Raw genomic sequence first — 26,332 nt, forward strand, 5'->3', positions numbered from 1 at the left:
CTGTCGAGGGAAGATCAGGCCGGCTACGGCCCAGGTACCAGAATGGCCGCCCGAAGCTCGTTGTAGCGGGCGACGAAATTGACCAGCACGCTCGCGGTCCATGCAAACGCGAAGATGCCGGACATCGCAATGATCGGCGCCACGATGCGCCAGGTGCGCGGCAGCGAGAAGGGCTCGCCGAGTGCCGTATAGCAGTTGGCTGCGAAGTAGGTCGCGCTCGCCCAGTTGCCGACGATGTTGCCGAAGAAGAGCGCCGCCGCCCAGACCACCACCTCCGCCAGATGCAGCACCAGCATCATCATCACCATGGCGGCGAACAGCAGGTCCGCGCGCCATAGCGACACATGCATGCGGATGACTTGCGAGCGCTTGAGAAACGAGTTGGTGATGACGCGTATCCAGAACGCGTGGAACATGATCACCACGACCAGCACGCAACCTCCGAACATGATGTCCGGCAGCGGCAGGGCCTGCGTCAGCGCGTTCGACAGGTCCGACGTGGCTGTCGTCAGCGCACCGGGCAGCAAGTCCGGATCGATCTTGGTGTCGCTCATGGTCGACTCGGCGGTCGCTGTCAAATCGTCTCCGCGCAGGCGCGCCGCACTGCCGCGCACAGTTGTCTCGCGCTCGCCGGCCTTTCGAGGAAATCGGTCGCCTCCAGCCTCGCGATGTCCACCGCCGTGCGAAACGCGGTGTGCGGCCCCAGCACGATGACCGGCAAGGTAGCGCCCGAACTCCTGAGCTCGCGCACCAGCCGCAGCGTCGCCGCTTCGTCTTCGTCGGCCGAGGCGATCAGGCAATGTCCCGGGCCGCGCGGCACCTTGGCGAGCTGACCGCGCACATCGTGGAGGAAGACCAGCGAGTCCACCCAGCGCACGAGCGCAGACTCGATCCATGCGCGATCGTGCGGATCGAGGACGAGGACATACACGTGTGCAGGCATCAATTCCGACAAGCCGGCACTCATCACGATGGGAATCACCACGCCAGCGTATGGCGGCGGCATGCCCGTCGGTGCCCACTGGATCGGCCCTTTCCTGTGCCCATGGTGACCGCCCGCACCCGGGCAGTCCATCCCGGTGAGCACGCAGAGCCACGTACGTAGCGAGCGGCCGCAGCCGCCTGCGCTATTCCAGCGAGCCTTGGAGATTCAGGCGCAGCAGCTCGGTGATCGAGCCGACGCCGAGCTTTTCGAGCAGGCGGCTGCGGTGCTGTTCGACCGTGCGATGGCTGATCGCGAGTTCCTTCGCGATCACCTTGCTGGGCAGCCCCTGGAGCGCCAGCGTCATGACTTCCCGCTCGCGCGGGCTCAGTGCCGCGACGCGGCTCGCCAACGCCTGCTGCGTGTCGCCGCTGTAGGTGCGCGGGGCCGCGTTGCGGCGCAGCGCTTCGTCGATGGCGTCGAGCAACTGTTGTTCGCGGTAGGGCTTCTGCACGAAGTCCACCGCACCTTCCTTGACGGCCTTGACGGCCATCGCGATGTCGCCGTGGCCGCTGATGAAGACGATCGGGATGGTGGCGCCCATCGTGCGGAGCCGCTCCTGAAGTGCCAGGCCGCTCATGCGCGCCATGCGCACGTCCAGCACCAGGCAGCCAGGCCGCGCGCAATCGAAGCTCTCCAGGAAATCGAGCGCCGAGGCGAAGGTCTCGGTGGGCAGGCCGACCGAACTCACGAGCTCCTGCACGGAGTCCCGGTAGCCTTCGTCGTCGTCGATGATGAATACGGTCGGCTCGGCCATGTCGTCGATCTTGTCAATCAGCATGAGAAGCGGTGGGAATGGTGAATCGGAAAAGAGCGCCGCCGCGCGGATTGTGCGCGGCCCAGAGCATGCCGCCGTGCGCTTCCATCAGCTTGCGGCAGATCGCGAGGCCGACGCCCAGGCCACTGGCCTTGGTCGAATAGAAGGACTCGAAGATCCGCTCCAGATCGCCTTCGGCGATGCCGCTGCCGGTATCGGCGACCTCGACCTGGACCTCGTCCCGATGGTTGAGCGCAATCGAAATATTGATCACGCGCTCGCCACCGCCCTGTTCGATGGCCTCCATCGCATTGCGAAGCAGGTTCAGCACGACTTGCTGCAGATGGATCTCGTCCACCGTGATGCGGGGAAGTCCGCTGTCGGCCGACAAGCGGACCTCGATTTCGCGCAGATCGCAGTCCATCTTCACCATGCCGATGCATTCGGAGACAGCGCGTTCGATCTCGATCAGCTTCAGGTCGAGCTCGTGCCGCTGCACCATGCCCCGCATGCGCGTGACCACGTCGCCGGCGCGGGTGGCCTGTCCAACCACCTTGTCGAGCAGTTCGGTCACCCGCGCCAAATCAGGTGTGGGTTCACCGGCACGCCGGCGCGCCGCCAGCGCATAGTTCTCGATCGCGCCGAGCGGTTGGGTGATCTCGTGCGCGAGCGCTACCGACATCTCGCCCGCCGTATGCACCCGGACCAGATGGGCCAGCCGCTCGCGCCAGTGCGCTGCCTCGATCTCGGCGGCGAGCTTGCGGCGTTCGGCGGTATCGCGGGCATGAAGGCTGCCGAACACTTCGGCGAGCAGGCTGACGCCGGGCATCAGCGCGTCCGGCCATTCGTGTTCGAGCCGTGTGCTCGCGATGGACAAGGCGCCCGCGATGCGGCCCGATACCGAGATGGGCACCACGAGCAACGAACGGACTCTGGAGGCCTGCAACGCAATGCGATCGCCCTCGGCGTCCCCCGGAAGGTCGCTGACCCGGGCCAGCCGCACGATGTTCCCCATGGCCAGTCGCTGCATGATCCAGGGGAGATCCGGTGTGTCGCCCAGCGCCAGTGGTGGCGCGAATTCATCCTCTTCCCAGCGCTGGACCGAACGGAAGGTCGCCTCGCCCGCCATGCGGTCCCAAAGTGAAACCCGCTCGGCGCCCATGAACTGTCCGATCTGCCGCAGGCCGATTCCGATGGCGACGTCCGTCTGGCCTGGATCGGCCAGCACCAGGGATGCCAGGATGCAGCTTGCCAGCCTTTCGAAGCCGATGGCGTTGTCGAGCTGGTCCTGGGTGCGTTTGCGTGCAATGGCACTGCCGAAGATATTCGCCAGCAGTCGCATGCGGCCGAGAAGGTCGGCCGACCACCTGCGCTCGTTGCGCACGCAGCCAAAACTCAGGCCGCCATGCAGTTCGCCCGCCACGATGATGGGCATCGTCACGTGCGACTTGAGGCGAATGCTGCGGTAGTTCTCCTTGTCCACGCTGGCCTCGGGCGGGAGATCGTCCAGTCGCTCGAAAACGACGGGCTTGTTGGCCATCGCCATCTTCAACGCCCAGGGACTGACCTCGCGCGCCGCGAGGCTCATGGGCACCGGCTCGATACCCTCCACGGCGTACGAGTGGGTGACCTCGATGCGGCCGGTCAAGGGAAAGACCCGCGCGAGCGTGGAACGATCGATGCCGAGCGTCGAGACGATGAGCGCCAGGCTGTCCTGGATGGCCCCATCGATCTCCTGCGGAGGCAGCGCGATGAATGTCGCCGACAAGTCGGAGAGCAGCCGCTCGAAGCGCAGCGGATCGTGTACTGAAGGCGGAAGCGGCTCTTGCACCTTGCCCGCCAGCGAATCGGAAACGAGCCGGATGGCTGCCGGTGGGGGACAGGCATCGGAGGGGCGCACGGCCATTAACGACGTCCAGTTGTGTCGGGCCGCCCATGCTAGCGAGCGTCTTGTCCTACGGCAATAGACCTTTCGGGCAATGGTGCGGCTGCGCCGGATTCAGTCGGCGTGAAAGCCCGCTGCCTTGATGACTGGCTGCCAGCGGGCAATATCGCTCGCCAAGGCGGCCGCGAGTTCGCCGGGGCCCGTTCCGGTCGGTTCGAGACCCAACTCGGCCAGCCTGGCGCTTGCCTGCGGCGAATGCACGATGTTCGCGAACATCGATGACCATTGATCGACGAGTTTCCTGGGGGTCCCGGCAGGGGCGAAGACGCCGACCCAGCCGGTGGCCTGCACGGTCGGAAAGCCCTGTTCGGCAAAGGTCGGTACTTCGGGCAATTGCGCCAGGCGCTTCGGGCCGGACACCGCAATGATGCGGAACCTGTGCGCACGATGCATCTCGATCAGGTCGGAAATCGTCGAGATGCCGGCGGGGATGCGGCCCGCGATGAGGTCGACCGTCATGGGCCCCGCGCCCTTGTAGGCCACGTGCATCATCTCGATGCCCGCCGCTTGCGCCATCATCATCCCGAGGAAATGCGGCAGGCTTCCCGCCGCGCCGGTGCCGAAGAACGCTTGCGAGGGATGTTCCCTGGCCCACGCCACGAACCCGGCAACCGACGTGGCGGGGTGGTCGTTGGGCACCGCGAGCGCCAGGCTGTAGGTGGCGATTTGCGATACGGGCGCGAAGTCGCGCACCGGGTCGTAACGGACGTCCTTGAAGATCAGCGGCGCCAGCACCGGCACCACGAAGGGAAACAAGGCGATCGTTCTGCCGTCGGGCGCGGCGTTCTTGACCATCATCGCGCCGATGCGGCCGCTCGCACCGGGCTTTTCCTCGACATAGACGTGGGCGCCGTATTCGGCGTTGGCTCGTTCGGCCAGATACAGCGCGACCGCGGTGCCGGAGCCGCCTTCGAAAGGCATGACCAACCGGGTCGGCACGCCGTCGTCCGCACGCGCAGGCCCTGCGAGCCAGATGCCCAGCGACAAACAAAAGACCTTGAGGACCCTGGCCAGGCGCATGGCCGCTCCTTCAGCAACGCGCCCGTCCGGCGGACGGCCTCGCGCGAAGCTGCGATGCTAGCGCGCAAATCCGATAAAGCCCGGCCCGCCCCATCCGCCCCAGCCACCCCAGTCCATGTCCATCTGGTTGATCTGGGCCGCCTCGAGGTTGTTGTTGCTGAGCTGTTTGGCCACGCGCAGCTTCTGGTACTGCTGGTATTCGGCGGGGCCGCCCACATAGACCAGGTTGTTCATCGAATCGGGGATCACGTAGTACATCTTGCCCTGGTAGTTGACCGGCGAGACCTGGTCCTTGGGCAGTTTGGCGAGCATGGCGCGCTGGTCCGGCTTCACGGGCGTCACGACCTTGAAACCCGACGCAATGGCCAGGTTGTCGTTGTTGAGTGCGTTCGTGCTGCAGCCAGCGGCCAGCGCGATCAGGGCAGCGGCCGCAAAGCGCTTGAGCGATGTCACGGAGAGAAGGGTCATGATGGTCACCGGGTTGTCGGCTCGTTATTGGCCCTGCAGATCATGGAATGCCACGGGCCGCTGCGTAATCCGGGCGCCCACGTAGCAAACACGTACGGGGCGGCGGGAAGAGGGGGATGGGATCGGCCCTAAGGCATTGGGCCGGCCTGGCGCGGCGCGGCCGAGTATTCCTGCATGCCGTCGGCCAGCGCGTCGAAAGTGGCGCGGCACCGGGGGCTGCCGCGTAAATCCTCGTGCATCGTCACCCAGGTTTCGAGATGAAGCGAGTACGCTTTCGCCAGCACACGCCGCAGCGAAGCGTCGCGCCTGGCCAGCGGGACCTGACAAAAGCCGATTCCCGCGCCGCAGCGAATGAGCGCCAGCTGGGCGAGATCGCTGTCCGTGCGCAACGAGAAGCCGTCGCGACGCAAGCCCGGCAGGGTCTTGCCGACGCGCCGGATGAAATCGGTCGGTTGGTCATATCCGATGAGCGAATGGTTCTCCAGGTCGCGCGCATTGCGCGGCGTGCCCTGGCGGCTCAGGTACTCCTTGGTCGCATGCAGGCCAAGTTCGATTCGTGCAACGCGACGTGCCACGAGCTGCTCCTGCCTCGGGGGCGTCATGCGAACGGCAATGTCCGCCTCTCGCCGCAGCAGATCCTGCACCCGATTGGTCAGCACCAGTTCGACCTTCAGGTCGGGGTGGCGCTCACGCAGCCGGGCAACGATGGGCGGCAACACCTCCACGCCGACCACGTCGCTGGCTGACACGCGCACCACCCCGCGCACCCCTTCGCCTTGGCTGGAGGCTGCGCGCGCCAGCGAGGCGGCCGTGCTTTCCATCGCTTCGGCGTAGGAGCGAAGCGCCAGTGCCAGTTCGGTCGGCATCAGCCCGAGCTGGGAGCGCGTGAACAACACGACGCCCAGCGCCTTCTCGAGCGCCGCAACATGTCGGCCGACAGTGGGCTGCGTGATGCCGAGTGCGCGCGCCGCTCCGGACAACGAGCCTTCCTTCAGCACGCCAAGGAACGACCGATAGAGCTCCCATCCGATTTCCTGAGTCTTCAGAGTCATACATAAATGTATAGCGGCACATCCGTTCTCGGCAATTTCAATTGAGCGGATCGAAGCCAAGAATCCATGCATCGGCAACAAACGGAGTGAATCCCATGAGCGGCAGCAGCAAGACGGTTCTGGTTCTCGGCGCCACCGGCGGCATTGGCGGTGAGCTTGCCCGCCAACTGAAGGAAGAGGGCTGGCACGTCCGCGCACTCACGCGCCGCGCCGAACAAGCCTTGGAGCACAAGGATGGCTTCACATGGTTGCGGGGCGATGCGCTGAATCCGCAGGACGTCGCCCGGGCCGCGAAGGGCTGTGCGGTCATCGTGCATGCGGTCAATCCGCCGGGCTACCGCCGGTGGTCGGAATGGGTCTTGCCGATGCTGGACAGCACCATCGCGGCGGCCATCGCGGAAGGCGCGACGATCGTGCTGCCGGGTACGGTCTACAACTTCGGGCCCGATGCGTTCCCGGTGCTGCATGAAGACTCGCCGCAGCGCCCGTCGACCCGCAAGGGCGCGATCCGCGTCGAAATGGAACAGCGCCTGCGCAAGGCGAGCCAGGAGGGCGCGCGCGTGCTGATCGTTCGCGCCGGTGATTTCTTCGGGCCGAAGGCGGCCAACAACTGGTTTTCGCAGGGCCTCGTCAAGCCGGGACAGCCGGTCAAGTCCGTGAGCGACCCCGGCCGGCGCGGCGTCGGCCATCAATGGTCATACCTGCCCGATGTGGCACGAGCCATGGTCGAACTGTTGGCACGCCGCCGTACGCTCGATGCCTTCGCCAGCTTTCACATGGCTGGTCACTGGGATGCGGACGGCACGCAGATGAGCGGCGCCATCCAGCGCGTCGTCATGCGGCGCACCGGCAGGGCGCCGGGCGTCTCCGCGTTTCCCTGGTGGCTGCTGGCCTTGGCGTCGCCATTCGTGACCACCTTCCGGGAAATGCGCGAGATGCGCTACCTGTGGCGAACGCCCGTGCGAATGGACAACGCGCGACTGGTCGCGGCGCTCGGCCGCGAGCCGCACACACCGCTCGACCAGGCGGTCGAAGCCACGCTGGTCGGCATCGGCAGCCTGCCCGCCAGCAGCCCGGCGAGTTATTCGAGCAGGGGCTCGAGCCCGGGCGCGCTGTCGATCTCGGAAGGCTTGTAGAGCTTGTGCTGCGCTGCGGGACTCGTGGCGTCCGTGACCACCACCAGGCGCCACGGGTCGCCCCGCTTCGCGCCCGCGCGCTCTTCGCTCGTCAGCTGGAAGCTGGTCATGCCTGGCACGGTGCCCTTGACGGCCAGCTTGAGCAGGGTGTTGCCCTTCTTGTCGGACACCTCGATGTCGTAGCCGAGCTTCTGGCTCGTGACGTTCTCGGCCTTGTAGCCGTAGCCTCCGAAATGGCGCGTCAGATAGTCCAACGCCGCTGCCTGGACTTCTTCCCGCGATGCCTGGCCCGAGGAACCCTCCGGCTCCGGGGCCACTGCGGGAAGGCTGCCGCGCGCTCGCGCCGCCTGGATCTCTTCGTCCGTCGGTTGCCATCCCCGCTCGCCGCGAACGAGGACCGCGAACTTCTGATCGGCATTCCACGAGGCGATATGCCACTCTTCATCGTCCGGCACCCGGGTGGAGACCCTGGCGGCCCTGTCAGTCTCGATGTCGAGAATGGCGACGCGGTTCGTCTGGAGAACGGCCCTCAACCCTTGTCCTGCGTCGAGCGTGCGCTTGAGCAGGGTGAGCCGGTCTTTGGCGCGCTGCATTTGCAATGCGCTGCGTTCGCCGCCGCCGATCCGGTGATGGGTGTCGAGCGATTCGAGATAGAACCACCGCCCGCCCGCGCCGACGCTGACGAATTCAGCCCAGATCGTGGCGATGACGTTGTCGCCCGTGGCCAGCCAGGCGTGGTCCGATGCCTTGTCACGTGCCTCGAAGACGCCCATTTTGGCGATGATCTCGACGGGCGTCCGCTTTTCGCCTCGCAGGCGCTTTTCATTGATGACCGCAAGTACTGCGGGGTCGACTTCTTTGTCCATACGGAAGGGTTTTCAACACAGTTGTGATCGCTTCGAGTATGCCGTGGAGCCATCGCCCACACGGCGGGCGTGCCGCTTCGCTGATTTGCTCGGCCGCGCAAGCTACTTGTGCGCCGGAAGCGTTTGCGTCGCGTCCTCAAGTAGCCCGCCGAAGCCCTGAGCAACTGTCATTGGGATGGTGCCGTTGCATTCTGAACACGGAGTAGGCTGCTTCCTGGGGGCCTATTTACCCATTGCGTTTTATCCAGAAGCAGCAAAAACATCCCCATTGGTTCTAATTAGTTAATACCAAACACCAACAAGCGAATGCTTGAATAGAACTAAATAGCCGGGCATTGGGTAATCACCTATTTACTTGAACATTGCCGGCCATTGGTTGCGTGCCATCTCTGACTGGAAATACCATTTATTCATGGGAAATTCCTTTCTAAGAACTGACAGAACATTCAGAGTAATCTGCGGCGTGGTAGCTTTAGCGTTCCCTACAATCAACTACGCCCAGATCTCGAACCAACTGTCGCTTGGCAAAGCCGCGGTGAATGTCAATGTTCTTGTTCCCGGGCTTTTTCAGCTTGATGAGGTAGCTGCAATCGTCACCGCAACGCGCTGCAGCCTGCCAGCTTCCTCCGAATTGATTGACTGGGCGAAAAACAAGGCGGAGCAAAAGTCGAAGGTTTGGGGCTTCTACTGGATGGCGCCAAACTCGAGCGAGTTCGGCTTCGCCAGCTATATGCATCTTCCGTCGACGAAAATCGTTGACTTTGGCAACAATTTCTTCCAAGGATATTTGCTATTGACTTGCGATAAGGACTTCAACGCTCCGGCGCTGTCTTGATCTTGGATAAAGAAGGGAGAAGTGATAGGAGAAAAGAGGAGAGGATCTCAAATTCCTTTCTGAAGAGCCGAATAAGGAAACGAGCAAGCAACCATGCTTGCAAGGGACGACTATGCACATAGAACTAGAACGAATTGGACAGGTATTTCCTCAATCCATAACAATATTGCCAACGTACCGTTGCAATGCAGAATGCACAGAATGTTGCTTTGAATCAAATCCGAGGATAAAGCAGCGCCTAAGCTTGACGGATGTCATCATCGCAATCAACCGTGCACGCGACGCTTTCCCCGCACTCCAGCTCGTGGTGTTTAGCGGAGGTGAAGTCTTTCTTTTAAAGGACGATCTCTATACGGCGATTGCGCATGCTCGTTCGTTGGGCCTGCGTGTACGCTGTGTCACCAATGCGTTCTGGGGAAAGACGTTGCGAACTGCCGCCCGCACTGTCGCCAAGCTTCTCGAGGCAGGTGTTTCAGAGGTAAACATCAGCACGGGAGCGGATCATCAGGAGCATGTTCCCTTCGAAAGCATCGAGAACGCTTGCGAGGCGCTAGTCACGGCGGGCGTAGTGACGCTCGTGACTGTGGAGAAAGATTCGCCGGAGACCGCTTGCTTGGAGCGAGTAAGGCTCAGCACGCGGCTCAGGCCGTTGCTGGAGAAGCAACCACGGCTGTTTTCTATCCAGTGCAACAGTTGGATGCCCTTCCACGCAGACTACGTCGAGCGGGGCGCTCCGGCCGGGCTCGAGTCACTTACCGACGGCTGCAGCCAGATTTTCAGCAACCTCGTCGTGACTCCATATGGGAGGCTCGCCGCTTGCTGCGGGCTAACTTTCGAGCACATTCCCGAACTGACTCTCGGCGATCTCCACACCGATGAGATGCGGGGCCTCTTCTACGCCGCATTGAACGATTTCTTGAAGGTTTGGATTCACCTTGATGGACCCGCTACCATCTTGCGCAAGCTCTTTGGAAGCGAAATCAATGAAGAGTTGAAGGAGGTTCGCCACATCTGCCAAGCATGCGCAGTCTTGCACCTCCATCCAAAGGTTCGATCCGAGCTCTCCTCCCGATATCAGGAATTTGTGCCAGATGTCTTGGCGAGGTTCGCGCTGAAGACCGAAATCCGACGGCGTGAGTTCGCGGACGCGGCGCAAATCACCGCACTCGCGTACACGCAAGAGCAGGAACCCGCATGAGACGGAGAAAGATTCTCGGCGGCATTGGTGTCATGGGCATTCCCGGGATCGGAAAAGCCTCGAGTCTCTATGGGACTCCGGTGAGCGTCTCAGGCCCGCTAGCCAGATCGTCCGAACCGCTGCGCTTGCTGCTTGATTCGATCAACATCCCGGCGCAAACCATGCCGCTCATGACAAGATTCGGCGCAATCTGGGAGGGAGTGTTAGGAAACGAGTCCGACAGGCGACGGTTCCAACGCGACCCGTCAAGCTTCCTTGAAGAGAACGGAATTCCGAAAACAGTGCTGGAGGCGCGAGACCAAGAAGTTGTGCTCTTGAAAGCCATGACGGACGACGACATCATGCGGTCGGCGCTGTCCGGTGACTACCTGGATTTTCTCAAGCGCCTCAAAGCTCTGGGCATCACAAGCCAGACCGGGAAATCAGCCCTGAGAAAGCAGGTACTTGCAGTACTTCGCGCCAATCTGGATGAAATCAAAGGGAGAGTTGCACGCATCGGAGGCGACGAATCCCGATTGTCAGCTCCCTATGCTGAGTCGAGAGAGCTTGCTTATCTTTATGGGCACCTTGCGCCAAGCATTGAGCAGATCGCGGTGGCGGCAGTGCCAGTCGCCATTGCGGCGATTGCCGTCGTGTATGTTTCAGTGGCCGCCGCTGTCACGGTCGGCATCATGGCGGGCATCTACATTTCGCTGGCAGTTTCGACCGGTGTGACCGTTGGTAGCAATGACTGCTCAGACTCAGCGCGCGACACACTCTTCGCAGGCCCTGCCAGCATGCCGCAGGCCGGGCGTTCAGTGCGTCAGCGTCGCATTCAGCACGCGATAGCGCAGCGCGAGCTGCTCGGCAAGCGAATGCTTGTGCTCAGTCCCGAGAGACTTCAGGAGGCTCAGCAGGCCGCCCGCCTCGCCCGGTTGCTGAATCAGGGGCAATTCGTACTTGAAGCGAACCGCCAACTCATAAAGGATGAGGTGAGCGTCTTCCTGGAGGCGGCGGTAGAAGTCGGATTGCTACAGATTCCGGTAACGTCGCGGCCCGAGGTCGTCGCCACCATTCAAAACATTGCGCTGCGTGCAGCAGCACTCGACTGAGCGAAGGTCTACATGCAATTGCAAGACGTGGGTGCGAAGCCCTTTGGAATCTTGTTTGCGATTCTTGCCATTGGGCCGATCGTTGCGGGCGTGGTTCTCCAGCGCCAGGCGGGTACCGCCAACCATTTCGCGTTCTGGGGCATTCTTGCCATCGGAATCCTGGCGTTCGGCGCAATCGGATGTGCGATGTTGAATCGGAGTGTGACGATTCAGGACGCCGACCTGACTGTGAAGTCGACCTTCTATGCGACCAGCGTACCGTTGGCGAGGATCACGAATGTCCAGACGATAGTTGCGGGTTCGAAAGATGACTTGGTCGGCTTACGCGTCAACGGAGTCGGACTTCCGGGCTTTCGCTCCGGATGGTTCAAGTCCCGAAGTGATGGCCGCTTGTTCGTCGACCGTGTAGCTGGCGACTACCTGCTGATATCCGTCGATGGCAAGCCGAGGCTCGCGCTTGAGTTTTCCAACAATCAAGCAGCCGCTAAAACACTTGCGGTCGCTATAAACAAATAGGAGCCTGGATGAATAGGCGTGAGTTGGGTGGCTTGGCCACGCGGGCAATTTCCCTGGTTGCGGTTGCCTCTCTGGCAGGCGTCGCATCTGCGCAGCAATCTTCCGCTGGAAGTTCAGCCAGTCAGTCGGACTACCTGTTCTGGTTGTCCGAGCATGACCGCACGATGGTGCACGACTTGGCTACTCAGCTTGTTGCTGAACTGGATGCAACACCGTTGGATTCGCGGCGCTTTTCGGGCATCTATCACCGAGGTGCTCCGGCGCTAAAGGCGCGAAGTACTGAAGCAACATTTGTCAAACGGTTGATGAAAGCGCGCGAAGGTTTAGGGCCGCTCCGTGATCGCGTTCTTCAAGGAGTCGAAGGCGGATTCAAGTTCTTGCCGAACTATCCGGATGGGCAATACAGCATCGTTACGTTTGATGCGAAGTTCACCGACGCACCCATCATTTACACGGAGCAACTTACGTTGTGCCGCGACCCTGCGCAAGGTGGACAGTGGCAGTTCGTCGACTACTACCTCGCGACGAAGCCGTTTTATACCTATTGAGCCTCATCCGGCTTTGTTCTGGCGAACCTAGGCATTGGGGGTAGGCGGCCCGCTGCGCGGAGCAAGTCATGTCGCGTACAGTCTTGATCACAGAGCGGGAACCCTACGCCCGAAATGAAGACCCGAGGCCGCTCGCATCGGTCAGCGCGGGGACAATCGCCGAGGACCCGATCACGAGCTGAAAGGAGCGCCCATGGCAGTCTTGCTGAGCGAAATCCAGTGGAGCGAACCGCTGCTGCCGACGGCGCACGACGCCGAGTGGGAAGCCGAGCTCAAGCGCCGCGGCGCGCAGGTGCTCGAAGTCGACCGACGGGTTGCGCCCAGCCGCTGGCTGCGCGAGGCGGCCTACCAGGCGACGAGCTATGTGCCGGCGGTGTTGCCCGAACGGCTGTACCGCATGGGCAGCATGGTGACGGCGCAGGAAAACGCGTGCCGCTACTGTTATGGCGCGAACCGCGCCTACATGAAGGTGCTGGGGTATTCGGAGTCTTTCATCCAGAAGGTCGAACGCGACGTGCAGACGGCCGAGCTGGACGAAAAGGAGCGCGCCTACATCGCCTTCTGCCGCAGCCTGGCTCGATCCAGGCCCCGGCCTGCCGCGGCCGAGCGGGCGAAGCTGCTGGCGCTTGGCTATACGCCGGTGCAGGTCGGCGAGATCGCCTTCTCGATCTCGTTCGGCTGCTTCTTCAACCGGGTCAGCACCTTGCTGGCGTGCCCGCCGGAGCAAAAATTCGAACGCATGGCGGCCGGGCCTTTCCGTTGGATGCTGCCGCTCATGATGGCGGCGATGAAGAAGTTCGGACCCGCCAAGCCTGCCGATGCCGTGCCGGGCCCATCCGAGTTGGCCAAGGGCCCCTTCGGCGCGGTGGTGGCGCCGCTTGCCGGTCTGCCCGCGGGCGGCGTCATGAAGGCGGCGCTCGACGGCTCCTTCGACTCCGGCGTGCTCAGTCGCGATGCCAAGGCGCTGATGTTCGCGGTGATCGCGCGCACGCTCGGGTGCCCGCATTGCGAGGCGGCGGGTACACGGTTGCTGCGCGACCAGGGCCTGAGCCAGACGGAAATCGAAACCGCCATGGCAACGCTGCGTTGCCCCCGGCTGGCGCCGCGCGAAGCCAGTCTGCTGGCCTGGGCGCGAGACACGGTGTATTACGAGCCTTCGTCCATTCAGAAAAAGACGCGCGCCCTCGGCGCCCAGCTGGGCACGGACGCGCTGCTGGACGCCATCGGAGTGGCATCCCTGGCCAACGGAACCGTTCGCCTGGCGATGTTGCTCGAGTGATGGCGCTGACCTGGGTCCTTGGGGCTGGCGTCGTCATCGCACTTTCGGCCTTTGCGGTGCTCGTGCTGCGGGCCAGGCGGCAGAACGAGCAGCTCGAAAAGCTGCTGCTGGCGGCCGACGACAAGCTGGAGCAGCTGCAGCGCCAGTTCGAGCGCTTCGTGCCGGCTGACGTGGTCGAGCGGCTCACCCGCGCCGGCGACGCTTTCGCGCCCGAACGGCGTCAGGTCACGATGTTGTTTGCCGATCTGCGCGGCTTCACGGCGCTTTGCGATCGGCTCGATCCCGCCGTGACGGTGAAGATCCTGAACGACTATTTCCGGCACATGACGGCAGCGATCACCCATCATCACGGCCACGTCACTGAATTCGTGGGCGATGGCTTGCTGGCCCTGTTCGGCGCCATGGAGTCCAACCCGTGGCAGGCACGGGACGCCGTGCTCGCTGCCCTGGAAATGCGTGCGGAATTGGCGCGCTACAACGCCATCCTGCGTGAGCAGGGGCTGCCTGAATTGCGCTTCGGCATCGGCATCCACGGCGGCGAGGTGGTCGCCGGTGTGATCGGCACTGCGGGGCTTTCGAAGTTCAGCGTCACGGGCGACCCGATCAATGTCGCGTCGCGGGTGGAGGGGCTGACCAGCAAGTTCGAAGTCGATCTGCTGGTCACCGAGGACATCCGCCGCGTCGTCGACGACCAGGTGCGCCTGCGGGCCATGCCGCCGGCGATGGTCAAGGGCAAGGCGGAGCCGATCCAGACTTATTTCGTGGAGGGTGAAGCGTGAAGCTTTCTGGCGCTCCGGGCTATTCGCCAGCGAGCTGCGTCTTCAGGAAAGCGACCGTGCGCGACCAGGCGAGCTTGGCTGCGGCCTCGTCGTATCGCGGCGTGGTGTCGTTGTTGAAGCCGTGCTGCGTGCCGGGATACTGATAGGCTGTGAACTGCACGCCGGCGGCACGCAAGGCGGCTTCATAGGCTGGCCATGCGGCGTTGATCCGCTCGTCGACTTCGGCGCGCTGGATGAGCAGCGGCGCCTTGACTTTCGCGGCCTCCGACGGCGCGGGCGTATTGCCGTAGAACGGAACGGCGGCATTGAGATCGGGCAGCCTGACCGCGAGCTGGTGGACGATGCCGCCGCCGTAGCAAAAGCCGACCGCGCCGAGCTTGCCGCTGGCATCGGGACGCGTTCGAAGCCACGCCGCAGCAGCAAGGAAATCATTCAGCGCATGCGTCTGGTCCAGCTTGGCGAATGCTTCGCGCGCCTTGTCTTCATCGCCGGGATAGCCGCCGAGCGGCGTCAGTGCGTCCGGCGCAAAGGCCATGAAACCGTCGAGCGCCAGCCGCCTAGCAATGTCCTCGATGTGCGGATTGAGTCCGCGGTTTTCATGAATGACGAGCACTGCCGGCAGGCGCTTGTCACCAGCCGCCGCCGGGCGCGCCAGATAGCCCTTGACCGTGCCACTGCCCGAGGGCGAGGGATAGCTCGCCCGTTCGATCTTGAGGCGCGGATCGCCGGGGCTGACTTGCTGTCCGGCCGCAAAGTCAGGGCTCAGCGCGGCCAGCAGGGTCGTCGCCGCAATTCCCGCCTTGGCAAATTTCTGCGCTTGGCTCAGGAAAGAGCGCCGGTCGAGATCGCCATGCACATAGGCATCGAAGAGGATGAGCAATTCCTGGTCGAAATCACGAGCTGTAAGACGAGAGGGCATGGCGCAGTGCATTGGAGAAACGAGTCTTGCAGCATAGCGCCGAACGCCGTGCCGGCCTTCGGCCCTTCGTTGCTGTTCGGGCTCGGCGAAGGCACCATCCTCCCCATCGTTCCCAGTGCGCGCACGAACGGCACCATGTCCTGTGGTCCGCGGCTGGTGAGCCAGTTGCCGTCCTGCACAACCGTCTCGTCCACCCAGGTCGCGCCCGCGTTGACCATGTCATCGCGCACGCCCGGCCAGGACGTCATGCGCCGGCCCGAGTGAGTCCGGCAGAGGCCAGCAGCCAGGGCCCGTGGCACCGGGTCGCGATGGGCTTGCCGGTGGCGTCGAACTTGCGCACGAACTCGCGCGCCTCCGCCGATTGGCGCAGGAGGTCGGGGTTGATGAAGCCGCCGTCCGCGGCGAGCACCGCGATACGTCTTCCTTCCAACTGATGCTCGACTGTCATGGCGACCTCCATTCAGGTGTGTCGCGCGCGCTGAAGTCGCGCGTCCGATTGCAATTGCATCCGCCGCTCGCCGGCAGGGTGTCGATGCTCATGGTCACCCGCACGGGGTCCGCATCGAACAGGTCGACCGCATCCTCATAGGAGCCCGTTGCGCTCATTTGCACTTCTTTGGAACGGAAAAGAAAATCTGAGCGCGCCGCGCGCATCCGGTGTGGGACGAGGACGCTGACTGGGTAGGAAGTTTCAAGGGCCCCTGCGTTCGCGCAGACGCGGCGTATGCTGGATCTCGTACGGGAGACAAGGAGACGCACCATCTTCTTTATCCCGACCGGGGCATGCAGCGTCTAGACGGCGTACGACACGGATGATCAGCGGAGCGCGAGGCGGCCGAGAGCGTCCGCGGCATCTGGCGGCATGTCTTTGCTGCGTCACGCGAGTGCCACTTCCTGGTCACTCGCGGGTGCGAAGCTGTGTGTCCATGCAACGCGACGACGCTTTTTTGCGTGCATGGCACGCCAATGCTCCTCCACTGATTGATCCGGACGAGGGGGATGCGACGCGGCCTCTCCAGCGTTTTCGCACGCTGTGGATCTCGGACCTGCACCTCGGAACCCCGGGCTGCCAGGCGACTGCACTGCTCGACTTTCTCAAGCACACTGATTTCGAGACCCTCTTCCTGGTCGGCGACATCATCGACGGCTGGCAACTGCGCCGTCACTGGTACTGGCCGCAGACGCACAACGACGTTGTCCAGAAGTTGCTGCGCAAGGCGCGCAAGGGCACACGCGTGATCTTCATTCCGGGAAACCACGACGAGTTCGCGCGCAAGTATCTCCACCACAATTTCGGCGGCATCGACGTGGCGGACGAATGGATCCACGAGACAGCGGACGGCCGCAAGCTCTGGGTCATGCATGGCGACCTTTTCGATGGTGTCATCCAGTGCGCCAAGTGGCTGGCGCATGTGGGGGATTCACTGTACGAGTTCACGCTGCGGCTCAATCGTCATCTGAATTCGTTGCGCGCACGAATGGGCCTGCCGTACTGGTCGCTTTCCAAGTACCTGAAGCAGAAAGTGAAGCGTGCGGTCAGCTATGTCGGTGATTTTGAGACCGCGGTCGCGCGCGAAGCGCGACGCCTTGGTGTGCAGGGCGTCGTCTGCGGCCATATCCATCACGCTGAACTGCGGGACATCGACGGCATTCTGTACGCCAACGACGGCGACTGGGTCGAGAGCCTCACCGCCCTCGCCGAGCACACTGACGGGACGCTTGAAATCCTCTATTGGGCCGGCCAATTGCCCGTGGCCACCCAAGCCGGACGGCCAGCTTTCCGGTCCGAGCCGGCAAGCGTATGACCGGCGTCAAGCTTCCACGATCGGGAACGCGTAGGACGGTCGACCTCGTTTACTTCAATGCGGGCGGGGGCCATCGGGCTTCGGCGCTGGCGCTCTCGGCGGCCATTCAGCGCGCGGGTCTGCCATGGACGGTGCGCCTGGTCAACCTGCGCGAGATGCTCGATCCCGGCGACAGCTTCCGCAAGCTCACCGGCATGGACCCGGAGGACATCTACAACAAGCGGCTCGCGCGCGGATGGACGCTGGGGCTCTCGCACGAACTCAAGCTGCTGCAAGGTCTGATTCGACTTGCGCATGCAGGCCTCGTCCGCATCCTGCAACGGCATTGGCTCGTCATGGAGCCGGACATGGTGGTATCGCTCATCCCGAACTTCAACCGTTCGCTGTGCGAGTCGCTGAGGTCCACGCTCCCGGGCGTACCGTATGTGACGGTCCTCACCGACCTTGCCGACCATCCGCCTGCTTTCTGGATCGAGAAGGATCTGCCGCAGCATCTCGTGTGCGGTAGCCCCAAAGCCGTTCAGCAAGCCCGCGCCGCTGGCTGCGCCGAGGCGCGCATTCACGCGACCTCCGGCATGCTGTTGCGAGCGGCCTTTCATGACGCACCGCGGATCGATCGCAACGCCGAGCGAGCCGCTTGCGGGCTCGATCCCGATCGCCTGACGGGGATCGTGCTCTTCGGCGGTCAAGGCTCGAAGGCCATGCTGACGATCGCACGGCGGTTGCCGGACATGCAGCTCATCTTTGCGTGCGGGCACAACGCGAAGCTGGCGCAGGCCCTGCGTGCGCTGCCGTCACGCGCGCCGCGATTGGTGCTGGGATTCACGCCGGACGTGGCACGCTACATGCAGCTTGCGGACTTCTTCATCGGCAAGCCAGGACCTGGAAGCCTCAGCGAGGCGGTGCAGATGCACTTGCCAGTGATCGTCGCGCGAAACCGAGCAACGCTTCCGCAGGAGCGCTACAACGTCCAATGGCTGAGGGAGCAGGGCCTGGGAGTGGTGTGCAGCAGCTTTACGCAGATCGACAAGGCGGTCGAATGCCTGATGGCCGGGCTGGATGGCTATCGAGAGGCGACTCGGCGGATGCAGAATCGCGCAATCTTCGAAGTGCCTTGCATCCTGGAGCGCATCATGTTCGAAGCGGGAAGGGCGGTGCGAGGGCAGCACGGAGTAGCTCTGCCACCACTGAAGGAAGTTCTTGGTTAAGCCCCTTGGCATTGATCGCCCTTGCGCCGCCGCCAGACAGAGTTGCTCGCAAGCGATAGAACCTCGATATTCGTGAACCAGTTGCCGAGTCAGCGCTTTCGATGTATTGCGCCAAGACGCACCGAAGCCTACTCTTCGCTCAAGGTCCTCGATTTTTCTTTTTCCAAGAACCATTTACGCACGAAGCCTCATGTTGGCCGCATCGCTCATCCTTCTGTTGCTGGCGGGTTGGGAACTCCAACTCCAGTTCCGAATGGCAAGCGCCGTGCGTATCCGAGCGAAGCGTACGGGCGTGTTCATGATCGAGGTGAGGCGACGCGTTTCAATGCAGCGCGTGCCTGACCATGTGTCGGAGTTTCCAATGCCACGAGAGGAGCGCATGCTGGTCCGTCGACTCTTCGGTCTTGTGCTCTGGCACGAGGAAATCAGCGTGGCGCTTCCAAATGCCGCCTGTGAGCATCTCGCGGACATCACGCCACACGAATTCGATCGTCAGTTCCCGAGCCGGCTGCGCCTCGGAAGCCCCACCTGACTTCGCAATAAAACGTCAACCTTCGATCGCTGATCCAGATAGTCCAGATCGCGCACTGGGCTCGTCGGAGGCAGAGGCGTCCGGATAAGTTCTGCGTTGCGCCATGCTTCGAAGTCCAAGATCTGCAGCGCAGAAAGGGTCCCGTGTGGAGGTTTGGTGACCGACCCCACGGCAGGCTTGGGCTTTGATGCTTGTTCATCGCAGAGCCACAGGTGGCCGCTAGCCTTTGACGCATGGCGCCGCAATGGGGTAGCGCTCCAGGCCATGGAAGGCAAACCATCATGAACACACCGATTTCGAAGATTCTTGCGGTCACCGCGGTCGCGTGGCTGCTCGGGCCCGCTAGCCCGCGACTCTTCGGCGGCCGTCTCGGCCTGGAGCGAGATCAAGGACGGGTCCGGCAAGACGATCGGGTACAAGTGATGCCGGCGCTGGGGTGATGCTCGATCAAACGATCAAACGATCAAGCCCCTCTGTTGCTCTCTAAGACAATGACATCTGCCTGACCTGATGGGACAGGTCGAAGAGCTTCGCCTTTCCCGCGTAGTACCGGTCGATGCGCCACTCTTCGAGGATCTTCATCGCGAGTTGAATGCGTCGATGTCCTCGCAACATCGGGACGATGGCGCTCGGTTTCACCGTGCCGTCACCACACGGTCACCTTTGGACTCGATAGTTTGCGATCCAAAGGCCCGGAGGGAACCCCATGTCGAAACTTCGCTTCTCGCTGGTCTGCGCCCTGTCGTTGATGGCGCCATGTTTGGCACTGACGATCACCACGGCTCACGCGCAGCCCGATGCGAGATCCCGCAATTCCGATAGTGCCGACCGGGACGGGGGCCGCGACAATGAGCGTGATCGCGGAGGCGATCGTGCTCACGACCATGACCGAGACAACGACCACCACGGTCGGCCGCCCGAGCCGATCAAGGTCAAGATCATCGGGTTCAATGACTACCACGGCAACCTGCAGACACCGGGCACCTTCGGCGTCAACACGCTGGTGCCGGCAGCCGAGCGCCCGGCGGTCGGCGGAGCCGAATACCTGGCCGCATACGTTGCGCGGATGAAGGCGCAGAACGTCAACAACGTGGTGGTGGGGGCGGGCGACTTCATCGGTGCGTCGCCCCTGATCTCGGCTCTGTTCTTCGACGAGCCCGCAGTCGAGACGCTCAACAGGATCGGCGTCGAGTTCAACGCCGTCGGCAATCACGAGTTCGACAAGGGTTCGGTCGAACTCCGGCGGCTGCAATCGGGCGGGTGCAAGACGACCGGTGGCATGCCCGATCCGAACAGCTGCAAGGGACTGGGCTCGAATGCGCCGGGTACGTTTGACGGTGCTCGCTTCAAGTGGCTGTCGGCCAACGTCATCGAGACGGCGACCGGGCGCACGCCGTTTCCCGCCTATGGCATCAAGACCTTCCAGGGCGCGAAGATCGCCTTTATCGGGATGACGCTGAAGGGCACGCCGAGCATCGTGACGCCGACCGGCGTCGCCGGTCTCGAGTTTCGCGATGAGGCGCAGACCGTCAATGCCCTGATCCCGCGGCTGCGCGCACAGGGCGTCGATGCGATCGTGGTGCTCGTCCACCAGGGAGGCTTCCAGACCAGCCCCAACGTCGGGGACATCAACGGCTGTGATGGCAACCTGAAGAACGCCGACGGTACCGATTCCGACATCGCCAGGATCGTGAAGGGTCTCGGCAACGAGGTCGACCTGGTCATCAGCGGCCACACGCATGCCGCCTACAACTGCTCCGCCAACACGGTCGAGGTGAAGGGCGTCACCGGCGCGCCGGTCAGCATGCCGCGGCCGACGGGGCTGCCCAACCGTGCAGGCCGCCTGGTCCCCGTCACGAGCGCGAGCGCCTTCGGTCGCGTGCTGACAGACATCGACCTGACCCTGCACCCGCGTACCCACAAAGTGCTGGCGGTGTCGGCCACGAACCGCCTGGTCGACCGCACCGACCCCGCCATCAACAATGCTATTGCGAGTGACCCGAGCGTCCGGAACATCGTCGACGGATACAACACGCTCGTGTCGCCGCTGTCCAACCAGGTCATCAGCACGATCACCTCGGCCCTGCCGAATACCGCGAATGCGGCCGGTGAGATGCCCGCAGGGAGCCTGGTCGCCGACGCGCAGCTGCAGGCTACGCAACCGGCATCGCTCGGTGGCGCGGTCGTCGCGTTCATGAATGCCGGCGGCGTGCGCAGCCCGGGCTTCGTGAATGCGGCCGGGACCTACCCGTACGACGTGACCTATGGCAATGGCTTCACCGTGCAGCCCTTCGGGAACAGCCTGGTGACCATGACGCTGACGGGGCAGCAGATCAAAGATCTGCTGGAGCAGCAATTCACTGGCTGCATGGGACAGACTGCACAGCGTGTGATGCAGGTGTCGAACGGTCTGAAGTACTCCTGGAGCGCCGGCGCGCCGGCCTGCTCCAAGATCGTGAACTTGGTGCTGACGCCCACCGACGTGACCGTGACGCCGCCCATTGCGACCGGTGCGCCAGACGATATCGTGGTCAATGGCGTCGTCCAGAACCCGGCCAAGACCTATCGCGTCACCGTCAACAACTTCATGGCCACCGGCGGCGACGGCTTCACGGTTTTGCTTGGCGGCACCAACTCGCTCGGCGGTGCCCAGGACATCGATGCGCTGACGGCCTACTTGAACGGCGGCTACAAGGCGCCCAGGCCCGCTTACGACCCGACGCTGCCCGCACTGGCGATTCCGAGGATCACGCAGCTCCCCTGACGGCGATCGAGATTGATGCGCGCGGTCCGGACCCTTGCAATGGCGGTGCTCGCGTTGAGCCTGCAGGGCATGCAGAGCCTCGCACAGCAGGCCCCCGCGAACAACTCCTGGCCTCACTCGGCGGCGGCGATCACGGACTTCCGGGTGAACGACCCCATGATGATGGCGGCCCGCTCCGCGCTGCTAGACCGCGCCGAAGCGCAACTCGCCCGCGGCGAAGTCGTCGAGGCCACCGACACCTTCGAGCGCGCGGCCATGATGCTGCACGCGCCCGATACCGAGATGGGCCTTGTCCGTGCCTACATGCAGGCCGGGCAGTACCGGCGGGCACTGTCCTTCTGTGCCCATGTGAGCGGCGCTCACCTTGAATCCGGCGCTGCGGGCGCGTTGTACGCCTGGCTGCTCAGCGCAGGGGGACAGAGGCAATTTGCGACGCGCGTGCTCACGGAAACGCGCGAGCGCCTGCCAGGAGATCCCGTCGGGCCCGAAGTCGCCCGAGCCTTCGCGTCTGCGGCCCCCGTCGCAACGGGCCTCTTGTTGCAGTCGCCGCAGCGCATGGCACCGCAGGCCGTGTCGGAGCGCGGCGCGCCGACCCTTCCGAATTCGGTCCGCGTGGTTTCGAGTGGCGTGCTGGTCGCCAATGGGACGATGGCGCTGGTACCCAGCACAGCCGTGGAGCCTGCGAGCAGCGAGGCCGTCCGGGTCCGCAATGGCATGGGGCTGATAACGCAAGCGCATGCGGATGTCGCGCAGCCCCTCGCGTCGCGCGGCGTCACGGTGCTGCGCCTTGACGTTGCACTACCGGTCGAGGGGATCCCGGCCGTGGCGCCGCGGGATCCGTTCGCGGGGAGCGCAGGTTTCGCATTCGCCTATGCGGCACAGGAGAGCGCGCAGCCTGCATGGCCTTGGCTGAGTCAAGGCTTCTTTGGCAGTTTTCTGGGTCGCGGTGGCTATCGAAAGCTCGGCATCGGAATAGTTGGCAGTTACGGCGGACCGGTTCTCGACGCTGCAGGGCGGCTTGCAGGGATGGTGCTGGAGGGTCGCGGGGAAGAGCCCGCGATGCTGTCCGCTTCGCACTGGCTCGACTTTTTTCCGGTGTCGGCGCCAGCTGTCGCCTCGGCCTCGTCGTCGGTGGGCGCTGCTGAAAGGCAAATCGGCGCCATACCCGCCGATGAGGCCTACGAGTACGGAATGCGCATTGCGCTTCAGGTGCTCATGCCTCGCTGAGTCAGGCATACCTTTTTCGCGCTCCGCAATCGATGGCGTGCATGTTGCCTTGTGCTCACCGGCGCGGGCCGGCCGAGCCGATCAGCGGAGATCGCCGAGCCGTTTTCCAAGTCAAGGCAGAACCGGTGTCGCCGCTGCCGCAGCGATTGCTGCATCGGCATCCGCGCGCAGCATGAAGCGCTTCGCCACCAGGTCGTTGGCTGCAGAGGTCACGGCCGCCACGTAACCGGCTTGGTCGATACGCCCCGGGACGTTCGTGACGTTCCAGCCGGTGTTGGTGCCCAGCGGCACGGCCACATCGAGGCTGCGGATGCCGGCCAGGTCGTTGCCGTCGGCGTCGACCTGTGGCACCAGGATCGCGTAGTCGCGTCCCAGGTAGGCGGGCGGCACCTGCGTCGCGATACCAGCGCTGAAAGCGTGACGCGATCGTGACTTAGTTCACGTCCACGCAGGCCTGTGTCGTTGAATCGACATATTGCATCCGCAGGATGCGCCCGATGAATTCGTCCATAACAGTCCATCATCGGCGGCGCTTCCTCCGCAGCGCGGCTGGAATCGCCAGCTTTGCCGCTCTTTCCACGCCCGTTTCATTCGTCCACGCGCAGTCGCGACCGCTCGATGTCAGCGCCTTGCGGGTGACCCAGTTGCTCGACATGTCGCCAGACCAGCAGCAGTTGTCACGCGACTATTCGACCGGACTTCGCCTGGCCTTCGCCGAACTGAAGAAATCGAAGGTGCCGGTGCCGCAACTCGCCACCGTCGAGACCGATGGCACGAAGGCGGCGGTCCGCAGCGCTTTGCAGGACGTCAGGAATGACCCGGCTCAGGTCGCCATCTTGGGCGCGGTAGGCGAGGAGCTGGCGCTTTCGAGCCTTGCCGAATCCGCGCAGTTGGGCATGGACATTGCGCATGTCGCGCCCTGGCTTGCGGACTCGCGGATGGATGGGGATCCACGCCTGTTCGCGCTTTTCGCCTCGCGCGAAGATCAGGTCCGCCATGTACTCAAGGCGCTCGCGGTGGCTGGCGTGAGCGAACTCGGGGTCGTTTACCCGAACCCGCGTCACGCACAGGCGATGCACGGCGGGATGGCCGCCATGGCGAGCCGCCTGAAAGTGAATACGCGCGACATCGTCGTGCCGCCCGACCAGGACGTCGCTGGTTTCGCCTCGCGTCTGCCGGCGAGCGCACCGTTCTACCTTTTGTTCATGGGTGGCAGCATCGAACTGTCGCTGTTCACGCGGGGACTCAGCAAGCGCGGCATGCAGCGCTACATGGTGTGCCTGTCGGACAGCGACACAAATACATTCATGCAGTTGAACCCCGGGAAGTCGGTACCGGTGATATTCACCGATGTGGTTCCAAACCCACTCACCAGCAAGTTGCCCGTGGTCCTCGCATACCGGGCGGCCCTGCAGCGTCTGTTTGACGAGGCGCCGTCGCCGGTGAGCCTGGCCGGCTATTTGGCAGGGCGCTACACGGCGACGGTACTCGCGGGGGTCGGCGCCAATCCGACGCGCGCACGCGTGCTTGCGGAATTCCAGCGTCGACGCCCACTCGAGCTCGATGGCTGGCACCTCGCTTTCAACCAAGCTGGGCGCGCGAGCGAATTCGTGAGCCAGACACTGCTCAACGGAAACGGCAACTTCGTCGGTTGAGCCTCACAGAACCTCGACGGATCGCTCGGGCGGTGCTTAAATCGCCGCCTGAGATGCTCTGCCGCCGCGGCGCCTTACCGTATCTGCGGCAGGGCAAGAGCTTCTCTGCGGAGCTCGCATGCCTCATTTCGACCTCAGCACCGCTTGGCATAGCGCCGGCCTCTGGATGGTGGCGAACATGGGCATTGCGCTGCTGCTGGGCTGGTCCGTTGGCTACGAACGCTACTTCAGCGGGCGAGCCGCGGGCAGCCAGGTCTATTGTCTGGTGTGCACCACTTCCTGTGCGGTGACCCTGCTGGCGGGCTTCCCGTGGCTTTGGTATTGGGGGGACCGTGCATGCTACCGAGGGGGACCCCACTCGAGTGATCGGCAGCATCCTGGCGGGCATTGGATTCCTGGGGGCAGGTCTCATCGTCAAGACGGGCCTCAATGTCCGCGGGTTAACCACTGCGGCGTCAATATGGGGTTCTTCGGCCATCGGCATTCTGGTGGGCGTCGGCTTCTACTTGCCGGCTGTGGGATTGACTGCACTCTTCGTCTTTTCAGTCTCTGTTCAACGCCGGCGATCGAGAACGTTGCCAACAGGCACGGCAGGATGAAGAGCGCGGCGCCGAAGTCTTCGTGATGCTCTTCAATGAATTTCCATAGCTTCATCGCCGTCTCCTAAGTAGTTCCATTGGAACCAATGAGGAGACTCTAGGGATAGGTCGCCCAGCTATCCAGAGGGCACGGTGAAACCGACCTTTGTTCGAACGGCAATAGTGGTGATCGCCGACGCGCTTCGGCGCCTCAGGACGCTAGGGAGAGGTGTGTGGCCGCTTCAGATGTTCGTGTCGCTCGAACAGCGCAATGACCCAATCGATGAAGACCCGCACCTTGCCGCTGAGGTAGTCGCAGCAAGAGGCAGACTTTGCCATCGTGGTGGCGGATGCCTGGCAGGGGCTTGGCCTCGGGCGCGAATTGATGTCACGCCTCATCGACGCAGCGCGCCGATATGGCTTCCGCCAATTGAGCGGGCATGCGCTCGCAACCAACGTAGGAGTGCTTGCGCTTGCCCGACGGTTTGGATTCACTGCCCTTCGCCTGTCGGGGATCGTGACGACGCTCCGTCTGGATCTTCAGAAGCAGTCATGAGAACACCTGCGAGCATTTTTGCGATGTTCACAAATCAACAGTGCGAGATGAGCGGTTTTTCTATTCGGCCAGCTGTCGCAAACTTCATCTGACAGGCCTCATCCGATGTTCTGTTGCAAATCATCCCAACCATTGAAGGAATCCGAAATGAAGACCTCGAAGATCATTGCCGCCGCCGCCGCTGTCTCGCTCCTGGCCGCGATCGCCGCTCAAGCGGAAACTTATGAAGGCGTGCACGCGCCCGTGTCTGTCAACCAACGCGGCGACGTCCGCTCTCAGGCCGTCGTTGCCGCGCACAGCGACAACCCGTACGCCGAAGGTGTCTCTTCGCGCGTGGCGCCGCGGCTGAACTCATCGGTCGCTCGCACCTACGTGCGCAACGATGCAGTTGTGGCCGCGCACAGCGCGAACCCGTACGCGGAAGGCTATGGGCAAGGCGTCGGCAGCGTAGCCGTCGGCGTCGTCGATCGCGCCAGCGTGCGGTCCCAAGCCTTTGCCGCTTCGCGCGGGCGCGGACTTCCCCTGTGAGTAGGCCAACTCAAGGCAAAGAAGCCGGTGCTCGTGTCCCGGCTTTTTTTTGTTGAAGGGGATCTGCCCCCACACGAGTAGGGAGCAA

28 protein-coding genes and 2 pseudogenes are annotated in these 26,332 nt (G+C 63.3%); 18 read left to right on the plus strand and 12 right to left on the minus strand.

Features of this window, described 5'->3' with window-relative positions:
- Window positions 1-23 precede the first annotated feature (23 nt).
- From AC1DEK_RS06440 to AC1DEK_RS06470, 7 genes are all read right to left on the minus strand, one after another.
- Complete coding sequence (locus AC1DEK_RS06440) at window positions 24-554, minus strand: hypothetical protein (protein WP_478124383.1); 531 nt, start codon at window positions 552-554, stop codon at window positions 24-26.
- Between the two features lie 20 nt (window positions 555-574).
- Window positions 575-1,006: a hypothetical protein gene (locus AC1DEK_RS06445; RefSeq protein ID WP_478124384.1), complete on the minus strand. Its 432-nt coding sequence runs from the start codon at window positions 1,004-1,006 to the stop codon at window positions 575-577.
- 121 nt (window positions 1,007-1,127) lie between these two features.
- Window positions 1,128-1,763 (minus strand): response regulator transcription factor, encoded by a 636-nt coding sequence (locus tag AC1DEK_RS06450; protein ID WP_478124385.1) that lies wholly within the window; start codon window positions 1,761-1,763, stop codon window positions 1,128-1,130.
- Window positions 1,753-3,645 (minus strand): GAF domain-containing sensor histidine kinase, encoded by a 1,893-nt coding sequence (locus AC1DEK_RS06455; RefSeq protein WP_478124386.1) that lies wholly within the window; start codon window positions 3,643-3,645, stop codon window positions 1,753-1,755. The genes AC1DEK_RS06450 and AC1DEK_RS06455 overlap by 11 nt, the downstream gene beginning before the upstream one ends.
- 93 nt (window positions 3,646-3,738) lie before the next feature.
- Entirely contained in the window at window positions 3,739-4,704 is a 966-nt protein-coding gene (locus AC1DEK_RS06460; protein ID WP_478124387.1) for a tripartite tricarboxylate transporter substrate-binding protein, read from the minus strand.
- 57 nt (window positions 4,705-4,761) lie between these two features.
- Window positions 4,762-5,172: a hypothetical protein gene (locus AC1DEK_RS06465; protein WP_478124388.1), complete on the minus strand. Its 411-nt coding sequence runs from the start codon at window positions 5,170-5,172 to the stop codon at window positions 4,762-4,764.
- Between the two features lie 128 nt (window positions 5,173-5,300).
- Window positions 5,301-6,224: a LysR family transcriptional regulator gene (locus tag AC1DEK_RS06470; protein WP_478124389.1), complete on the minus strand. Its 924-nt coding sequence runs from the start codon at window positions 6,222-6,224 to the stop codon at window positions 5,301-5,303.
- Window positions 6,225-6,319: 95 nt separating this feature from the next.
- On the opposite strand from AC1DEK_RS06470, the gene AC1DEK_RS06475 reads away from it, so the two are divergent.
- Window positions 6,320-7,360: an SDR family oxidoreductase gene (locus AC1DEK_RS06475; protein WP_478124390.1), complete on the plus strand. Its 1,041-nt coding sequence runs from the start codon at window positions 6,320-6,322 to the stop codon at window positions 7,358-7,360.
- Here the strand turns inward: AC1DEK_RS06475 and AC1DEK_RS06480 are convergent.
- Window positions 7,306-8,226, minus strand: a complete 921-nt coding sequence (locus tag AC1DEK_RS06480) for a protein NO VEIN domain-containing protein (protein WP_478124391.1) — start codon at window positions 8,224-8,226, stop codon at window positions 7,306-7,308. The genes AC1DEK_RS06475 and AC1DEK_RS06480 overlap by 55 nt on opposite strands.
- A gap of 355 nt (window positions 8,227-8,581) precedes the next feature.
- On the opposite strand from AC1DEK_RS06480, the gene AC1DEK_RS06485 reads away from it, so the two are divergent.
- From AC1DEK_RS06485 to AC1DEK_RS06515, 7 genes are all read left to right on the plus strand, one after another.
- Entirely contained in the window at window positions 8,582-9,061 is a 480-nt protein-coding gene (locus AC1DEK_RS06485; protein ID WP_478124392.1) for a hypothetical protein, read from the plus strand.
- A gap of 112 nt (window positions 9,062-9,173) precedes the next feature.
- Window positions 9,174-10,259, plus strand: coding sequence for a radical SAM protein (locus tag AC1DEK_RS06490; RefSeq protein WP_478124393.1), 1,086 nt, complete (start codon window positions 9,174-9,176; stop codon window positions 10,257-10,259).
- Window positions 10,256-11,350, plus strand: coding sequence for a hypothetical protein (locus AC1DEK_RS06495; RefSeq protein WP_478124394.1), 1,095 nt, complete (start codon window positions 10,256-10,258; stop codon window positions 11,348-11,350). The genes AC1DEK_RS06490 and AC1DEK_RS06495 overlap by 4 nt, the downstream gene beginning before the upstream one ends.
- 12 nt (window positions 11,351-11,362) lie before the next feature.
- Window positions 11,363-11,866, plus strand: a complete 504-nt coding sequence (locus tag AC1DEK_RS06500; RefSeq protein WP_478124395.1) for a PH domain-containing protein — start codon at window positions 11,363-11,365, stop codon at window positions 11,864-11,866.
- Window positions 11,867-11,874: 8 nt separating this feature from the next.
- Window positions 11,875-12,414 carry a DUF4019 domain-containing protein gene (locus AC1DEK_RS06505; protein WP_478124396.1) on the plus strand — a complete coding sequence of 180 codons (540 nt, stop codon included), beginning with the start codon at window positions 11,875-11,877 and terminating at the stop codon, window positions 12,412-12,414.
- Window positions 12,415-12,607: 193 nt separating this feature from the next.
- Window positions 12,608-13,693, plus strand: coding sequence for a carboxymuconolactone decarboxylase family protein (locus AC1DEK_RS06510; protein ID WP_478124397.1), 1,086 nt, complete (start codon window positions 12,608-12,610; stop codon window positions 13,691-13,693).
- Window positions 13,693-14,472, plus strand: coding sequence for an adenylate/guanylate cyclase domain-containing protein (locus AC1DEK_RS06515; protein WP_478124398.1), 780 nt, complete (start codon window positions 13,693-13,695; stop codon window positions 14,470-14,472). The genes AC1DEK_RS06510 and AC1DEK_RS06515 overlap by 1 nt, the downstream gene beginning before the upstream one ends.
- 19 nt (window positions 14,473-14,491) lie before the next feature.
- On the opposite strand, the gene AC1DEK_RS06520 is transcribed toward AC1DEK_RS06515, so the two are convergent.
- From AC1DEK_RS06520 to AC1DEK_RS06530, 3 genes and pseudogenes are all read right to left on the minus strand, one after another.
- The gene (locus tag AC1DEK_RS06520) at window positions 14,492-15,391 is read right to left on the minus strand and encodes a dienelactone hydrolase family protein (protein WP_478124399.1); all 900 of its coding nucleotides are present in this window, start codon (window positions 15,389-15,391) and stop codon (window positions 14,492-14,494) included.
- Window positions 15,295-15,851, minus strand: a pseudogene (locus AC1DEK_RS06525) (DJ-1/PfpI family protein). Before AC1DEK_RS06525 ends, AC1DEK_RS06520 begins: the two are co-directional and overlap by 97 nt.
- A complete protein-coding gene (locus AC1DEK_RS06530; RefSeq protein ID WP_478124400.1) occupies window positions 15,836-15,997 on the minus strand; it encodes a hypothetical protein in 162 nt (53 codons plus the stop codon). The pseudogene AC1DEK_RS06525 and the gene AC1DEK_RS06530 overlap by 16 nt, the downstream one beginning before the upstream one ends.
- A 320-nt stretch (window positions 15,998-16,317) precedes the next feature.
- Here AC1DEK_RS06530 and AC1DEK_RS06535 point away from each other — a divergent pair, with 320 nt between their 5' ends.
- The 6 genes from AC1DEK_RS06535 (at window position 16,318) to AC1DEK_RS06560 (ending at window position 22,927) form a co-directional block, all read left to right on the plus strand.
- On the plus strand, window positions 16,318-17,196 hold the full coding sequence (locus tag AC1DEK_RS06535; RefSeq protein ID WP_478124401.1) for a UDP-2,3-diacylglucosamine diphosphatase: 879 nt from the start codon (window positions 16,318-16,320) through the stop codon (window positions 17,194-17,196).
- On the plus strand, window positions 17,193-18,404 hold the full coding sequence (locus AC1DEK_RS06540) for a glycosyltransferase (protein WP_478124402.1): 1,212 nt from the start codon (window positions 17,193-17,195) through the stop codon (window positions 18,402-18,404). The genes AC1DEK_RS06535 and AC1DEK_RS06540 overlap by 4 nt, the downstream gene beginning before the upstream one ends.
- A 190-nt stretch (window positions 18,405-18,594) precedes the next feature.
- The gene (locus AC1DEK_RS06545; protein ID WP_478124403.1) at window positions 18,595-18,936 is read left to right on the plus strand and encodes a hypothetical protein; all 342 of its coding nucleotides are present in this window, start codon (window positions 18,595-18,597) and stop codon (window positions 18,934-18,936) included.
- Window positions 18,937-19,217: 281 nt separating this feature from the next.
- Entirely contained in the window at window positions 19,218-19,376 is a 159-nt protein-coding gene (locus tag AC1DEK_RS06550) for a hypothetical protein (RefSeq protein ID WP_478124404.1), read from the plus strand.
- A 266-nt stretch (window positions 19,377-19,642) separates the two neighbouring features.
- Window positions 19,643-21,700, plus strand: a complete 2,058-nt coding sequence (locus tag AC1DEK_RS06555; RefSeq protein ID WP_478124405.1) for a bifunctional metallophosphatase/5'-nucleotidase — start codon at window positions 19,643-19,645, stop codon at window positions 21,698-21,700.
- Window positions 21,701-21,715: 15 nt separating this feature from the next.
- On the plus strand, window positions 21,716-22,927 hold the full coding sequence (locus AC1DEK_RS06560; RefSeq protein WP_478124406.1) for a hypothetical protein: 1,212 nt from the start codon (window positions 21,716-21,718) through the stop codon (window positions 22,925-22,927).
- A gap of 111 nt (window positions 22,928-23,038) precedes the next feature.
- Here AC1DEK_RS06560 and AC1DEK_RS06565 read toward each other — a convergent pair.
- Window positions 23,039-23,335 (minus strand): annotated as a pseudogene (locus AC1DEK_RS06565) (alpha/beta hydrolase domain-containing protein); the annotation flags it as partial.
- Window positions 23,336-23,424: 89 nt separating this feature from the next.
- Between AC1DEK_RS06565 and AC1DEK_RS06570 the strand changes: the two are divergent.
- The 4 genes from AC1DEK_RS06570 to AC1DEK_RS06585 all read left to right on the plus strand — a co-directional run bounded on the left by AC1DEK_RS06570 (window position 23,425) and on the right by AC1DEK_RS06585 (window position 26,244).
- The gene (locus AC1DEK_RS06570) at window positions 23,425-24,582 is read left to right on the plus strand and encodes a type 1 periplasmic-binding domain-containing protein (RefSeq protein ID WP_478124407.1); all 1,158 of its coding nucleotides are present in this window, start codon (window positions 23,425-23,427) and stop codon (window positions 24,580-24,582) included.
- A 332-nt stretch (window positions 24,583-24,914) separates the two neighbouring features.
- Window positions 24,915-25,181, plus strand: coding sequence for an MgtC/SapB family protein (locus AC1DEK_RS06575; RefSeq protein ID WP_478124408.1), 267 nt, complete (start codon window positions 24,915-24,917; stop codon window positions 25,179-25,181).
- Between the two features lie 322 nt (window positions 25,182-25,503).
- Entirely contained in the window at window positions 25,504-25,716 is a 213-nt protein-coding gene (locus tag AC1DEK_RS06580) for an N-acetyltransferase family protein (RefSeq protein WP_478124700.1), read from the plus strand.
- Window positions 25,717-25,863: 147 nt separating this feature from the next.
- On the plus strand, window positions 25,864-26,244 hold the full coding sequence (locus AC1DEK_RS06585; RefSeq protein WP_478124409.1) for a helicase SNF2: 381 nt from the start codon (window positions 25,864-25,866) through the stop codon (window positions 26,242-26,244).
- The last annotated feature ends 88 nt before the right edge of the window (window positions 26,245-26,332 follow it).

The sequence above is a fragment of the Variovorax sp. 10N420 genome (genome assembly GCF_056394705.1).